The 15,697-nt window shown below is 30.4% G+C and carries 9 protein-coding genes; 8 read left to right on the top strand and 1 reads right to left on the bottom strand.

The window, feature by feature from the left end; translation table 11 throughout:
* Positions 1-566 precede the first annotated feature (566 nt).
* Entirely contained in the window at positions 567-3,215 is a 2,649-nt protein-coding gene (locus tag B0A58_RS01080) for a TonB-dependent receptor (protein WP_089079512.1), read from the bottom strand.
* A gap of 294 nt (positions 3,216-3,509) precedes the next feature.
* On the opposite strand from B0A58_RS01080, the gene ychF reads away from it, so the two are divergent.
* From ychF to B0A58_RS01120, 8 genes are all read left to right on the top strand, one after another.
* Complete coding sequence (ychF, locus tag B0A58_RS01085; RefSeq protein WP_014083893.1) at positions 3,510-4,604, top strand: redox-regulated ATPase YchF; 1,095 nt, start codon at positions 3,510-3,512, stop codon at positions 4,602-4,604.
* A gap of 372 nt (positions 4,605-4,976) precedes the next feature.
* On the top strand, positions 4,977-6,419 hold the full coding sequence (locus tag B0A58_RS01090) for a response regulator (RefSeq protein ID WP_165766268.1): 1,443 nt from the start codon (positions 4,977-4,979) through the stop codon (positions 6,417-6,419).
* A 489-nt stretch (positions 6,420-6,908) separates the two neighbouring features.
* On the top strand, positions 6,909-8,762 hold the full coding sequence (locus B0A58_RS01095) for a DNA topoisomerase IV subunit B (protein WP_089079514.1): 1,854 nt from the start codon (positions 6,909-6,911) through the stop codon (positions 8,760-8,762).
* A 164-nt stretch (positions 8,763-8,926) separates the two neighbouring features.
* Positions 8,927-11,071: a UvrD-helicase domain-containing protein gene (locus tag B0A58_RS01100; protein WP_089079515.1), complete on the top strand. Its 2,145-nt coding sequence runs from the start codon at positions 8,927-8,929 to the stop codon at positions 11,069-11,071.
* A 2-nt stretch (positions 11,072-11,073) separates the two neighbouring features.
* The gene (locus tag B0A58_RS01105; protein WP_089079516.1) at positions 11,074-11,619 is read left to right on the top strand and encodes a hypothetical protein; all 546 of its coding nucleotides are present in this window, start codon (positions 11,074-11,076) and stop codon (positions 11,617-11,619) included.
* A 66-nt stretch (positions 11,620-11,685) separates the two neighbouring features.
* Positions 11,686-12,807 (top strand): AAA family ATPase, encoded by a 1,122-nt coding sequence (locus tag B0A58_RS01110; RefSeq protein ID WP_089079517.1) that lies wholly within the window; start codon positions 11,686-11,688, stop codon positions 12,805-12,807.
* The gene (locus tag B0A58_RS01115; RefSeq protein ID WP_089079518.1) at positions 12,797-13,933 is read left to right on the top strand and encodes a hypothetical protein; all 1,137 of its coding nucleotides are present in this window, start codon (positions 12,797-12,799) and stop codon (positions 13,931-13,933) included. The genes B0A58_RS01110 and B0A58_RS01115 overlap by 11 nt, the downstream gene beginning before the upstream one ends.
* Positions 13,930-15,597, top strand: a complete 1,668-nt coding sequence (locus B0A58_RS01120) for a DUF262 domain-containing protein (RefSeq protein ID WP_089079519.1) — start codon at positions 13,930-13,932, stop codon at positions 15,595-15,597. Before B0A58_RS01115 ends, B0A58_RS01120 begins: the two co-directional genes overlap by 4 nt.
* The last annotated feature ends 100 nt before the right edge of the window (positions 15,598-15,697 follow it).

Raw genomic sequence — 15,697 nt, forward strand, 5'->3', positions numbered from 1 at the left:
AAATATATTTGGTATAACCTTTGGCTTGAACCAAAGATATTGTATAATCATTCCAAAAGGCTTTAGCCCAAAAAAGAGCTGCTATTTATTTCGACTAAAGCCTCTAGGTAACTCAAGACATTCAAGTATCGATTGTAAGAATGATTTTTAAATTATTATTCATTCGTTTTTAGCGGATTCCAATCAAAGGATTAAATGAGGATCCTTTGATTCTACAATAATATATAAACACAATTTACAATCGACCTACTAAAAAGGTAGGCTGACCTACGATAAGGGTAGGCTGACCTACTAAAAAGGTAGGCGAGCCTACGAAAAGGGTAGGCGGGCCTACGAAAAGGGTAGGCGGGCCTACTAAAAAGGTAGGCGGGCCTACTAAAAAGGTAGGCAGACCTACGAAAAGGGTAGGCGGGCCTACGAAAAAGGTAGGCGGAGCTACGAAAAGGGTAGGCACTCCGAGCGTAGAAAGAATGACTGTTTTATGTTTAAAAAAATAATCTTAATACATCCTCAAAAAAAAAGAGCCGCTATATTAGCGACTCTTTTTATTTTAAAAAATAATATAATTAGAACTTATAGTTTAATGATAAATTAAACATAGTTCCTAATTGACTAAAGTGGTATCCATCATAAGTCATTTGAGAGTAACGACCGTTGAATGTGATAAGGTTATATTGGTTTCTTATTTGAGCTGGATTATTCATAATTGCTTGACCAGCAGCATTTTCTGCTTTAAATTCCCATTTTGGCAATACATTGAAAATATTGTTAACATTTAATGCTATAGTAATACTTTTTGAAGCATTATAATTGATTCCTAAATCTGTAACCGTTTTTGGAATAAACTCAGTTCTCAAATCGCTACTCATACCATCTTGTTTAAAAGTAGCTTTACCAAAATAAGTGTTATTTAATGAAAAATCAAATTTTCCAATTTTATAATTTGCACCTAAAATATATTTAGATTCAGGTCTTGAAGTAAATGTTAAAGCATTTAATGTAGCTCCAAATGAATTATTTATTACAGGAGAAATTCTTTTGTTTTCGAAAGTTTTATTTCCAGATAAAGTGAAAGATAATTTACCTTCTCCAATCATAATATTACTATAATTAAACACTAAATCTAGGCCAGAAGTTCTAGAGTCAAACGAGTTTGAGAACCAAGCAACACTTCCAAATTGAGTATCAACTTTATCCCCAAGAACAATTCTGTCTTTTACGACAATATTATAATAATCTAATGTAAAATTAAAGTTTTTAGTAGGTTTTGCACCCACTCCAAAAGTAATATTTGTTGATTTTTCAGCATCTAATTGTGGAATCCCTAATTGACGGGCTTGTGGTGATACATTATTAATAATTCCACTAACTTGAATACCTTGTCCTGCTACAAATGAATATTGAGCTTTTTGAGTATAAATTTGATGTAAAGTTGGTGCTCTAAATCCAGTAGAAATAGATCCTCTGAAAGTCAATTTGTCATCCATCAATTTGTATCTTGAACTCAATTTCCAAACGGCATTAGTTCCAAAATCACTATAATTTTCAAAACGTAAAGTACCATTAATTAAGAAATCTTTATTAACATCATAAGCAACATCAAAGTATGCACCTAAATTATAACGATTCCATTTTCCAGAATTTTCTGGTCTATTTCCAGCAAAAGAATCCGCTCCAAGACCTTCGTAAGATGCTTTATCTCCTACTAATACTTCAAAATTTTCAGATCTAAATTCAGATCCAAAACCGATACTAACTTTATCAGATAAGACTTTTGAAACATCAATATTTCCTACGATATGGTTAAAACTAGTTCCTCCCGGTTTAAATGTAATAGGAGAATTTTCTCTGTATATATTTTGACCATTTGCATCTAAAATAGTTGAACGGTTTTGTGAATTGGATACAGTATAAATTTGTTGATTTCCACCAATAGTAACACTTGCATCAGTATTCCAACCATTCATGGTAGATTTGTAACCTAATGTAGCATTGTAGTCGTTCAAATCTCCTTCAAAAGTTGGAACATATCCTTTGTATGAAGCAGCAGATCCACCTGCAAACAAATTAGCTAAATAAGGCATAGAAGCTAAATCTCTCCAATAAGGTGTTCTGTAATTAGCAAAAGAGTTTACTTTTTTGTAAACATAAGCAGCATTGTAATATATTTTTGAATGATCAGTTAAATCACTTCCTCCGTTCATTTCAAATTTGGCCGCTGCAGTTTCTGGTGATCCATTGATATTTCCAGCGTCTGGATATTTAGCCAAAAAGGCATTCACTTCTGAAGGCGATGCACCAAAATCAGCAATTTCACCATCTGCATTTACAGTACCGGGTCTGTTTGCTAAAGTTACTTTTGAGAAATCGATGGTGTAGTTGATAAACCCTTTTTCGCCAACAGTTGTTCCGTTGTTGATACTAAAACCTAACATTTTACCATCTCCTTTTCCAGTAATACCAGAACGAAAAGTGGTAGATCCACCTGTGGTACTTTTTTTCAAGATGATGTTCATTACACCAGCAATAGCATCAGAACCGTATTGTGCAGATGCCCCATCTCTTAAAATTTCAACTCTCTCGATAGCGTCTGTTGGAATAGCCGAAATATCAGCTCCTGTTTCACCACGTCCTGGAGACGTTTGAACATATACCAATGAGCTCATGTTTTTACGTTTACCATTTATCAAAACCAAGGTTCTACTAGGTCCCATGTTACGAATTTCATAAGGATCCAATAATGATGTTGCATCATTTACTGGAGTTTGAACCGTGTTGAACGATGGAATTTTGTATTGCAACGCTTTATCAAAAGTGGCCTGACCGGTAGAGTTCAAGTCTTTTGCAGACAATACATCTACTGGCAAAGCCGATGTAGTGTTGCTTCGTGGTGCCGTTCTTGTACCTACTACTACAATTTCGTCCAATGATTGTCCGCCTTCTTCTGAAAGGGTTACATTGATAACTCCGTTTGTTGATTTTCTTTCAACTTTTGCATAGCCTACATAGCTAAATACTAGTGTAGCACCATCTTTTACCTTAATTTTGTAGTTCCCATCCAAGTCGGTAGAAACGCCATTTGTTGCTCCTTTTTCGGTAACATTTACCCCTGGAAGTGCGGCTCCAGATTTGTCAGTAACCTTACCACTTACTTCTTTTTGTGCTATAGCAAAAGAGAAATTCAGTAGTAATAAAAATAAAATAATTTTTTTCATAAAAAAATGTATTAATTAATTAATCGATTTAATTCGGATGCAATATTAATTATTTTTTTAACAATAACTTAACTTTTATTTAAAAATTTGTAAATTTGTTCGACAAAATGATTATTAAACCAATTTTTATACATTTTGTGAATTAAAATTGAAACGTATAATAGTTTAATTAAGAATTTTTCAAAAAATGCTAAAATAAAACGATGTTTTAAAATCCAAATTTATTAGTATATATTTGCACAATAAAATTATAAATCACTAACAACTATTTTTTTAAATAGAAAAATTGAAAAAATGAAAGCAGGAATTGTAGGATTACCAAATGTAGGGAAATCAACCTTATTTAATTGTTTGTCAAACGCAAAGGCACAAAGTGCCAATTTTCCATTTTGTACGATAGAACCCAACATTGGAGTAGTAAATGTGCCAGACCCCCGAATAGAAAAATTGGAAGCTCTTGTAAAACCAGAGCGTGTTCAAATGGCCACCGTGGATATTGTAGATATTGCAGGATTGGTAAAAGGAGCTAGCAAAGGCGAAGGCTTAGGCAATCAATTTTTAGGTAATATTAGAGAATGTAATGCTATTATTCATGTTTTGCGTTGTTTTGATAATGACAATATTGTTCACGTGGATGGCAACGTGAATCCTATTAGAGACAAAGAAACTATTGATATAGAATTGCAATTGAAGGATTTGGAAACCATCGAAAAACGATTGGAGAAAGTAAAACGTGCTGCTAAAACAGGTAATAAAGAGGCCCAAGCCGAAGAGGCATTGCTTAATAGAATAAGAGAAGCCCTTTTGCAAGCCAAATCGGCAAGAACCGTAGTGCCTCAAAATGCCGATGAAGAAGTTTTGATGGAAGGATTTCAATTAATTACCAATAAACCAGTGCTGTATGTTTGTAATGTTGATGAAAATTCGGCTGTTTCGGGCAATCGATATGTAGATGAAGTAAAAGAGCTAGTAAAAGATGAAGATGCCGAGGTTATTATCCTATCGGTTGGGGCAGAAGCCGATATTACAGAACTTGAAAGTTATGAAGAGCGACAAGTTTTTTTGGAAGACATGGGACTTTCAGAACCAGGATCATCAGTTTTGATAAGAGCAGCATATAAATTACTCAAACAACAAACTTATTTTACAGCAGGTGTGAAAGAAGTTCGGGCCTGGACCATTAATATTGGTGCCACAGCCCCACAAGCTGCAGGTGTTATCCATTCGGATTTTGAAAAAGGATTTATTCGTGCCGAAGTGATTTCGTACGAAGATTTTGTTCATTATGGTTCTGAGGCCAAATGTAAAGAAGCTGGAAAATTTAAAGTTGAAGGCAAAGAATATATTGTAAAAGATGGAGATGTAATGCACTTCCGTTTTAATGTGTAGGTACATTTTATTATTGATGGAAAATATGTTTTTAAAAATCTAAAATGATAAGATATGGTAAAAAAAATCAAAGAAATATTTTCTAATGTATTCAAAGAAAGTAATGTTTATTTTTACTATATTGATAAAAATGGAGATTTTACCAAAACTAATGTAAAAATTATATTGTTTTTTTATTTCTCCATTTCATGTTTTTATTATTTATTAGATTTAAAAAATGCCTATATTGCCTTTTTTGTCAGTTTTTTATTGTTTTTTTTCTTAAATTTATTTAATAAAATCAGTTCACAACATAAATTAATTTTTATAACGATTGTATCAAATACATTATATTGTTATGTTGATTTGTGTTATGGAAAAAAATTTGATTTTTTGGTATATTTTTTTATTACCAATTCTTCAGCAATTATATTTTTGCGGTTTTTTAAATTAGCAGGAGCTTTAACCTTATTATTTTGTATTAATTATTTTTTAAAAGAAAAGTTTAATTATTATGGTTTTGATATTTCAGATACTGTAAATTATGAAAAAACATACTATATTTGGAAAAGTATGGTATATTTTATTGTAATGTTTTATTTGTTTACATTAGCCTTTATGGTTACAAATAGAATAGGACAGGTAATTAATGAGTTTGAACTGAATAACAAAGAACTTATCCTTTCAAGAAACAGACAAAAAGAGTTAGAACAGATTAAAGAATCGTTTTTTGCCACCATAAGTCATGAAATTAGAACTCCTTTAAATGCCATAAAAGGCATTTCAGATTTGCTAATTAAAGAAGAAAAAATTGCAAGAAGTGAATTAGACTTGTTTGAAATCATGAACAATTCAAGCAATCATTTGTTGTCGTTAGTAAATAATTTTTTAGATTTTTCAAAATTAAACGAAGGTAAATTCACTTTAATATATTCTGATTTCGATTTTGAAGAGAATATTAATTTTATTTTTAATATGAATTCAAAGTTGGCATTTGAAAAAAATTTAGTTTATGAAATCAAAAAAAATGGTATCGTACCCAAAAGATTTTATGCTGATAAAAACAGATTAAATCAAGTAATTTTGAACATTTTAAATAATGCCATCAAATACACAGATAAAGGAAGTGTTTCATTACATTATGGAGGTACTTATTCTAAAGATTTTGCTGATATTTTTGATTTAGAAATAAAAATTATGGATACTGGCATTGGAATACATGATATGTATTTAGGTAGTATTTTTGAAACATTTACTAATGTAAACCGTACATCAGAGGATAGCGTTGGTTTAGGATTGTCAATCTCAAAAGGATTAATAGAATTGATGAAAGGCAAAATAAAAGTAGAAAGTATGTTGTCTAATGGATCCACTTTTACTATAAAATTACCTTTAAAAATTTCTAATGAGCCTAAATTAAATATTTCAAAAATTGATTTTTCTGATAAATTAATACATAAAAAATTAAAAATACTAATTGTAGATGACAATAAAATAAATGTTATGGTTATTACCAGACAGTTAGAAAAAGCCATCAAAAAAGCAGAAGTTCATGTAGCAAATAATGGGGTAGAAGCAATAGATCAAGTTGAAAAAAATTATTATGATTTGATACTTATGGATTTGATGATGCCCCTAATGGGCGGAATAGAAGCTACCAAAATCATTAGAAGACATACAGATAATTTCAAAAAACACACTCCTATAATAGCACTAACGGCTAATGTTGAAGAAAAAGCTTTGGAAAAATGTTATCAAATTGGAATGAATGATTATATAACTAAACCATTTGATATTAATGATTTACTTCAAAAAATACATAATATTTTAGATTAATGTAATTTAAAGGTTTGATATATAATTTGATTTTTTTATAAAGAAGAGTACCAATCGTACGCTAGAAATCTTATTGATTTTTTATTTATAAATATGTATTTATATAAAATAATTATAAGTAAGTCCTATTAGTATTTTATATTTATGAAATAAATAGAATATTATTTATAAAAATAAAATATTTTTATTTAATCTGATTTTTTCATTTTTTTTTATATTTAAAAAACTAAAATAGCTAATGTATAGGAGTCATTTAAAAGGATTTATGCCAATTTAGTGATTAATTATTAGAACGAAATGGGATTCCATTTAGCTAGTTTCAACTTGTATTGGAACAAAATTTTATGATCATTTACTATAAAAATTTCCATTTATAAAACAATTATTCCTGTAAATTTCCATTTCCCATTTTCTTGATAACTTATTGCGATTTTATTTTTTGTTTTTTTCAAAATTGACTACTTTAGCACAAATTCGGAAATACAAAAAATGGCACAAGAAACACAATACGACGAAGACAATATTCGCTCGCTCGACTGGAAAGAACACATCCGCATGCGTCCCGGAATGTACATTGGGAAACTAGGTGACGGCTCATCGCCAGATGATGGTATCTATATATTACTCAAGGAAGTTCTCGACAACTGCATCGACGAATTTGTGATGGGTGCTGGCAAAACGATTGAGGTAAACATCAAAGACAAACTGGTTTCGGTGCGCGATTATGGCCGAGGAATTCCGCTTGGAAAAGTTGTGGATGTGGTATCCAAAATGAATACAGGTGGGAAATATGACTCCAAAGCCTTCAAGAAATCGGTAGGTTTGAATGGTGTGGGTACCAAAGCGGTGAATGCCCTTTCGAATTATTTTCGAGTAGAATCGGTGCGGGATAACCAACAAAAAGCGGCTGAATTTTCGGCTGGAAATCTCACATTAGAAGAAGATTTACAAGAATCGACCAAGCGAAAAGGAACGAAAGTATCCTTTATTGCTGATGAAACCATTTTCAAAAACTACAAATATCGAAATGAGTATATCATTAGAATGCTCAAGAATTATTGTTATTTGAACACGGGTTTGACCATCTATTACAACGGTGAAAAATATTTTTCGGATAATGGATTGAAAGATTTATTGGAAGAAGCCATTCATGCAGATGACATGATTTATTCTACCATTCATCTCAAAGGTGAAGACATAGAAGTGGCGTTAACCCACAGTAAAACGCAATATTCTGAAGAATACCATTCGTTTGTAAATGGACAAAATACGACACAAGGAGGTACCCATTTGGGTGCTTTTCGAGAGGCAATTGTAAAGACCATCAAGGAGTTTTATAACAAACCTTTTGAGGCTTCGGATATTAGAAAATCTATTGTTTCTGCGGTTTCCATCAAGGTAGAAGAGCCCGTTTTTGAGAGTCAGACCAAAACTAAATTGGGTTCTACAGAAATTGGTCCGAATGGGCCATCGGTACGTTCGTTTGTAAATGACTTTATCAAGAACAAGCTGGATAATTTTTTACATAAAAATCCAGAAGTAGCCGATGCATTATTGCGAAAAATATTGCAAGCAGAAAGAGAGCGAAAAGAACTATCAGGCATACGTAAATTGGCAAAAGACCGTGCTAAAAAAGCGAGTTTGCACAACAAAAAATTGCGTGATTGCAGAGTGCATTTGCCCGATATAAAAAACCCTCGATATTTGGAAAGTACTTTGTTTATCACCGAGGGAGATTCGGCTTCGGGTTCGATTACCAAGTCAAGAGATGTGAACACCCAAGCCGTTTTTAGTTTGCGTGGAAAGCCATTGAATTCGTATGGAATGACCAAGAAAATTGTGTATGAAAACGAAGAATTTAACTTGCTACAAGCTGCATTGAATATCGAAGAGTCGATGGAAGATTTGCGTTATAACAATATCGTGATTGCCACCGATGCCGATGTGGATGGAATGCACATTCGGTTGTTGTTGATTACGTTTTTTCTTCAATTTTTTCCTGAATTGATCAAAGATGGGCATTTGTATATATTGCAAACCCCACTTTTTCGGGTGCGAAACAAGAAAGAAACGATTTATTGTTACAGCGATGAAGAACGAGTAAATGCTATAGAGAAGCTAAAACCCAAACCCGAAATCACCCGATTCAAGGGATTAGGAGAGATTTCGCCTGACGAGTTCAAGCATTTTATTGGAGCCGATATTCGATTAGATCCTGTGATGTTAGACAAAGCCACTTCAATTGAAACCTTATTGGAATTTTATATGGGTAAAAACACACCCGACCGCCAAATGTTCATCATCAATAATTTGAAGGTGGAATTGGATGTGGTGGAGAAGTAGTTTTTTGGAGCACAAAGTTTCACAAAGATAAAAAAAACTTAGTGAAACAAATAGCACAAAGTTTCACGACGATTAATAAAAATTGTGAAACTTAGTACATTACTTTGAGAAACTTGGTGAAACACCTAGAAAAAGGATAAAAAAATAATAAAAAATAAAGAACCATGCTTTTTGCAACATTAAATGATCAACAAATAGAAGCGGTCAAAGCAGAACAAAAACGCATTTTAGTTTTGGCGGGGGCAGGCTCGGGCAAAACCAAAACCTTGTTGCAAAAAATAAAATATTTGGTCGAAATAAAAAAAGTGCAGCCCTCTGAAATTTTGGCTATTACTTTTACCAAAAATGCGGCCAATGAAATGATTGATCGTTTGATAATTGAATCGGATAAAACGGGTATTTATGAAAGCATTATTTTTGATAAAAGGATTTCTTTAGAGGAAAAAAACAAACAACGCTTTGTTTATATCAAAAAATTCAAATGGATTGAAAACCTGACCATCAGAACGTTTCATAGTTTGTGTTACAAAATCATGCAAAATTATGGCGTAAAAGAGTTTGACAATAAGTTCAAAATCATTTCTGAAGATAAAAAAACAGAAACCGACCCGATGTTTACTTTGGTTGCCAATGAAACCGTTTTTGAAGTTTTTCATAAAATTATCATTAGAAATTGCGAAAAAAACAACGATTATTTATTACAACTCAAAAAATACATCTTGGATTATATTGTCGATAAAATTCAAATCGACAAAAAACAAGTTTCCAATTTATACAACGAAGGTAAAATTTATTCCACGCTGAGAGGCGAAAAAGTACGTTCAAAATCAGAGCAATACATTGCCGATTGGCTTTTTCGGCACAACATAGGTTATCAATATGAACCCAATATCAACATCAAAGATTTTGGTTTCAAACCCGATTTTTATATTGAAGATGCTAATATTTATTTGGAACACATTAGCAATAAAAGCTATCCGTCGAAAAATAAAGCAGAACAATTTGAAAAAGGTAATATTTTATGCGTAAAAACGTATGAAAAAATGACTGAAGACACCGCCCTTTTCAATCATTCTTTAGACAAAATAATCAAAGGTAGGCTATCCGAAAATTATTCAAGCTCTCGAATTTTGTCCTATCAAGAAGAATTTAGCCGTTATCAAGAAGAGGTAAAAGATTTTATTTTTCAAGCCATCCGAATTGGTGATATGCTGAAAGTGGAAGATGCCAATTGGGACAAGATTTACGAAAAATCACAAAAAGACCAACACGAACGCATTCGGAATTTTTATCAATTAGTAATGCCGTTAGTAATTGATTATCAGCAATATTGTATTGATAAATCGTATTTGGATTTCAATGATATGATTATCAGAACCGTATCTTTGTTTAAAAAGCATAAAGACATTTTGCAGAAATTTCAAAAGCAATACCAATATGTTTTGGTGGATGAATTCCAAGATGTCAACAACCTGCAAGTAGCATTGATTCAACAATTGATTACTCCCGCTACCCAGCTTTTTTGTGTGGGCGATGATTGGCAAAGCATTTATGGTTTCCGAGGGTCGAATGTCGATTGTATTTTGAATTTTGAAAAAACCTTCAAACGCAGTAAAATTATAAAACTTAACTTAAATTACAGAAGTACACAAAGCATTGTAGGAGCTAGTAATGAGGTAATTAAGCACAATAAATTCAAAATAGAGAAAGAAATATTTGCCTCCAAAATGTCGGAATTTAAGATAGTTGAATTTGCCGGAAACAACAAAGAAGAGAATGTTGAATTTTGTGTAGAGAAAGTCAGAGAATTGCTTGAAAAAGGATACAAAAATGACGATATTTTATTCTTATATCGCCGAAGCAAGATGTACCAACCCTATTTTTTTGCGTTCAGAAATGAAAACATCAAAGTGCAGGGCAAAACCATTCATGCTTCAAAAGGACTGGAAGCGAAAGCGGTTTTTATCGTAGGACTGACCGATGGATATGGTGGTTTTCCGGATATTTGGCTCGAAGACCGAATATTTCAAGTCATCAAAACCGCCAATCATGACAGTTTGATGGAAGAAGAACGCCGTTTGTTTTATGTGGCAATAACCCGAGCCAAAGACCAATTGTATTTGATAACAGAAAAAGGAAATACTTCTCGATTTTTAAAAGAAATTCCAGACACATTTAAAGTTAATTATCAAGATATTGTGCCACAAATAGAGACGTTTCAATTGTGCAAAAAATGCAAAAAACAAGTAGAAAAACAATTTGAATTTTGTCCGTTTTGTGGGAAGAAAAAAGTAAATAAAGTGTTTTAAAAATGGCAGTAACAAAAGACGTAAAGGAGAAAATTGCCAGTTTGTCAAAAGATGAATTGGTAAAAATAGTTTTGAAAAGTATTTCAAAAGATAAACTGTTTTTGGATTATATTCAATTGAACTATTTTAAAAATGACCTCAATGAAAATGATATTTTTGAGGAATACAAGCAAAAAATAAACAAACTAATTTACAAGAGATACAAAGGATATGCAGATGAAGAGAAAGCGGCACATTTTATAACTGCCTGCAATAAAGAGTTAGCGAATTTTGAAAAATTAAGCAAAAATTATGAGTTGATAGTTGCGCTGATTTTATTGGTTTTAGAAAAAGCTTCATCAGATTTTGATGCAGGATTTGGCACTTGTTTTACTGCATTTGATTACAAGTTTACGTTGTTATTAAAAAAAGTGATTCGAATAATCAATACCAAAATGCACGAAGACATGAAAATAGAATATAGCCAAGAAATTAATAATTATCTTAAAGCCATAAAGGAAAATTCAGCCTATTTGGATTATGTTTATGAATTGCCAAAAGAAATTTAAAATTAAAATTTACAAACTAAATTAAGAAAAAAAATAACTAAATTTGTTCCATAAAACACGAAAGAAATGGTATCCAAAATAAGATTTAAAAACTTCAAACTTTTCAAAAACTGGCAAACGCTAGAAATCAAACCAATTACTATTTTGATTGGGAAGAATAATAGTGGGAAAACAGCGGTTTTGAAGTTGCCTTTTATCATTAATTCTATTATTGAAAATAAAAAAGTAAATACAACAATTAAATTAAAAAAAAGTTTTCCAGATTTTATTGAATTAGGTACAGACTTCATTGACTTAGTATATAACAGAAATAATATTGGTTTTTTGGAATTTGAGCTTGAAAAAGAAAGTTCTAAATTATATACTGCATTAGGTAAAGAGGGCATGTTGAATTTTAAATTCAATGAAGAAGAAATTATCTTAGAAAATGATCCTAATTTAAATAAATTGAAAGCTGTTTTAGCAACCTTTAAATATAGTATTGATTACATTGGAGGAATTAGAATTGAGCCTCAATATAATTATAATTTTAAAGGAATTGAAAACGAAATAATCGGATTGAATGGAAACTATGCGTATGATATTTTGATTAATGATTTAAAAAATAATGACAAAACATTAATTAGAAAAATTGACAAGTGGTATAACGAAAATTTTGAAGGCTGGAATTTTGATGTGATTGAAAATAAAGAATCAACCGAAGTAAATTATTCTATTGTTATTTCCAATAATAAAATAGATTATATAAACATTAAACAAACAGGACAAGGAATTCATCAGGTTTTACCTTTAATAACTAGAAGTTTCTTAACCGAAGGATTTCCAAATACAATTATTATAGAAGAACCTGAAACTCATCTTCATCCAGCAGCTCACGGTAATTTAGCGGAACGCTTTGTAGATTCTTATTTAGAGGACAATAACAAACAATATTTAATAGAAACGCATTCTCAAAATTTTGTTTTAAGATTGAGACGATTGGTAGCAGAGGGAAAATTAAAACCAGAAGATTTAGCTATTTATTATGTAGATTTTAAAGAAGAGGAATATGTGAGTGTTTTAAAACCAATAAATGTAAGTTTAGATGGAAGTGTGGACTGGTGGCCTGATGGAGTTTTTGGAGAAACTATAATAGAAACAAGAGCCATTATGAGTGCAAATATAAATGATGTAAGAAATGTGGATTAATATTACAAAAAATACTTTTGAAAATTCAGATTTTAAAGGGTTAAATTTTTTATATCAAATTATTTCATACAAACCAACATCAAGTATTAAACCTCGATATAATATTATAATTGACATTGAGAAAGTAAAAAACACTTCTAATTTTCAATTATTAAAAACGATAGAGCCAAGCCTTGAGGAATTTTTAGAAGCAGAATATAATGTTTATGTAATAAATGGTGCCGATAGTCCTTTTAAGGTTACTTCACAAATTGGAAACCAAAATTATACCATTGAAGAAGCCATTGCTTTTTTCAATCAACCTGTTTCTATTGTTTTAGAAAATAACAAAAATGATGCTTCGTTCATTTTAGCTATAATTAAACATTTTGGGAAAGTTAACGGTTACAATAAAGCACAAGAGCATATAGATAATGGCTGGTTGGTGTTTGAAAACGCAGGCGGATGCACTAATATTCCTAATTTTATGGAAGGTTTTTTACATCGATTTAAAGAATTAGCAAAAACCAATAAACGTAGTGTTTCTCATTATTTTAGAGGAATTATTTTCATAGATAGTGATAAAGAATTTGAAAATCAGCCAATAAAAACTACACATAAAAGTTTACTAAACAAACTCAATCAGTTGGAAATTGATTCATCGAATGTTTTAGATGCAAATGATAAGTTGAAAAACCAAAATGATAAAATACATATCCTTGAAAAAAGAATGATAGAAAATTACCTTCCTAAAGTAGTTTTTCAAGAAATTGCAAGACAAAATAGTGTAAAAACCGATGTAGATTTAAATGATTGGTTAGATGCCTATCTCAATCTAAACGAAAACAAAAAATTAGATTTTATTAACATTCCTGATGGAAAATTATTAGGAAATAATCATCCTATTCCAACAGAACTTAACAATTTATGGGCTAATCTTGGTGGAAACTTTCAAAAATTAGATAATGGTTTTAAATTCTATGGTTTTAAAGAAAATGGAAGTTTAAAATCACCAAAAGAAGGTAGTTTCAAAATTGAAATGCCAAAATGGTTTCAAAAAGAGCTTATAACAAAAGAAAACTTATCTTCAAGAGCAGGAAATGATGAATTAGAAAGAATTGTAAACAAAATAAATCAACTCTTATGATGGATTTAGAAGAAAAAATAAAAATAAAACCTGATGATGGATTTATTGCTGATTATATTTCTGATTTTTTGAATGGAAAATTACAAGTTCCTGTTTTTCAAAGAGATTTTGTTTGGAATACGGAACAAAAATTGGAGTTATTAAGAAGTATTGCTAAAGGTTATCCTATTGGTTCTGTTCTAATTTGGAAACCTAATCAAGAAACAATAGATATTTTCCAAAATATAGATAAAGATTTGACACTTGGTGGCTATGAAGTTCCTCCAAAAAATTATGATTCTTTGTATATTTTAGATGGTTTTCAAAGGCTTTCTACCTTAATTGGTTGTTTATTAAATCCAAATTTTGCAGAACAAAAAGGTATTAAAAGAAACAATTCCATTTGGCACAAGGAGTTTAACTTCGTTTTCAATTTATTAGATAATGATTTTGAAGTTGTTAGAAGCAAAGATTTAAGTAAATTATCAACTTATCAAATACCTGTTTATAAATTAGTAGATAGTAAAAATTTTTATGCTTTCCAAACAAGTCTTTTTAATAATGATATTTCAGACGATGTTGAAACTTTGTTACAAAGGTATCAAGAAATTGGAGATAGATTTTCAAAATACAAGATTCCCAATGTTAAATTATACGGTGGAACAATAGCAGAAGCAATAGAAGTCTTTCAAAAATTAAACTCGCAGGGTTCAGAAATAACTACAGATTGGCTGATTTCAGCAAGCTTAATAAAAAAAGACCCCAATTTTAGATTAGGTGATGAGATTACGAATTTGTTAGAAAACAAACTAAAGCCTTTTAACTTTGATAAACTAAAAAGAGAAGTAGTCTTAAATTGTATCATCAATTCATTTGAAGATGTTTATTTTGATGTAATTTCAAAAAACAGTACCAAGAAAATTGAAAATTTGGTACAAAAAGAAGACTTTATTGAAGTAGCAAAATTTACATTTAAATCTATAATTAAAACCGTAGAGTTTTTGTTTAAAGAATTAATGGTTATAGATGTTAAATTATTGCCTTATAGCAACCAATTTATTTTTATAACTTACTTTTTTAATAAAACAGAAAATCCTACTACAGAACAATTGAAAGTTTTAAAAAATTGGTTTTGGGTAACAACCTATTCTAATTATTTCACTATTTATAATTTAAGTAAACAAAGAACAGCATTCCAAACGTTTCAAAGATTTGTTTTTAGTAATGAAACTCCTATTTTTATTGATGAGAACAAAAAATTTGCAATTGAAAAATTCCCTAAAAAAATCTCTATGGGAAGTGTAAGAGGAAAAGCATTAGCTTTATTTATGCTTAATTATTCTCGTGAATTCAAACCTTTAGAAAATGGAAATGAAACAGATTTTAGAACTGCAAAAATTTTTGATGTTTATACTTTTAAAAACAAAGATGAAATTTTAGTGTTTGAAAACTCATCAGAAAATACAAATGTATTTTACGAAAAATTTGATCCAAAAAATATTTCATTCCCCGATGAAAAATACTTTTTAGGAAACTTTAATGATAATCCAGATGAGTTTTTGAAAGAAAGAAAAGAAAAAATTATTGAAGAAGAAATGAAGTTTGTAAAGTTTTTAGGTGTAGATTATTTTAATGATGATATTATTTCTGATGAAGATACTAAAGAAGATTGGAATAATTATTAATAAAAAAAACACTAAAATTAAGAGAAAAACTCATTGAAGAAAAAGAAAACCAATTTATTAAAAGTTTAGACTTAGAATTGGAAAATTAATTTGGTTTAGA

The organism is Flavobacterium branchiophilum NBRC 15030 = ATCC 35035 (assembly GCF_002217205.1).
Taxonomy (GTDB): Bacteria; Bacteroidota; Bacteroidia; order Flavobacteriales; family Flavobacteriaceae; genus Flavobacterium; species Flavobacterium branchiophilum.

Coding starts and splice junctions, on each gene's coding strand:
- B0A58_RS01105 (WP_089079516.1), top strand. CDS start 11,074: ATGGCAGTAACAAAAGACGTAAAGGAGAAAATTGCCAGTTTGTCAAAA.
- B0A58_RS01120 (WP_089079519.1), top strand. CDS start 13,930: ATGATGGATTTAGAAGAAAAAATAAAAATAAAACCTGATGATGGATTT.
- ychF (WP_014083893.1), top strand. CDS start 3,510: ATGAAAGCAGGAATTGTAGGATTACCAAATGTAGGGAAATCAACCTTA.
- B0A58_RS01110 (WP_089079517.1), top strand. CDS start 11,686: ATGGTATCCAAAATAAGATTTAAAAACTTCAAACTTTTCAAAAACTGG.
- B0A58_RS01080 (WP_089079512.1), bottom strand. CDS start 3,215: ATGAAAAAAATTATTTTATTTTTATTACTACTGAATTTCTCTTTTGCT.
- B0A58_RS01095 (WP_089079514.1), top strand. CDS start 6,909: ATGGCACAAGAAACACAATACGACGAAGACAATATTCGCTCGCTCGAC.
- B0A58_RS01115 (WP_089079518.1), top strand. CDS start 12,797: ATGTGGATTAATATTACAAAAAATACTTTTGAAAATTCAGATTTTAAA.
- B0A58_RS01100 (WP_089079515.1), top strand. CDS start 8,927: ATGCTTTTTGCAACATTAAATGATCAACAAATAGAAGCGGTCAAAGCA.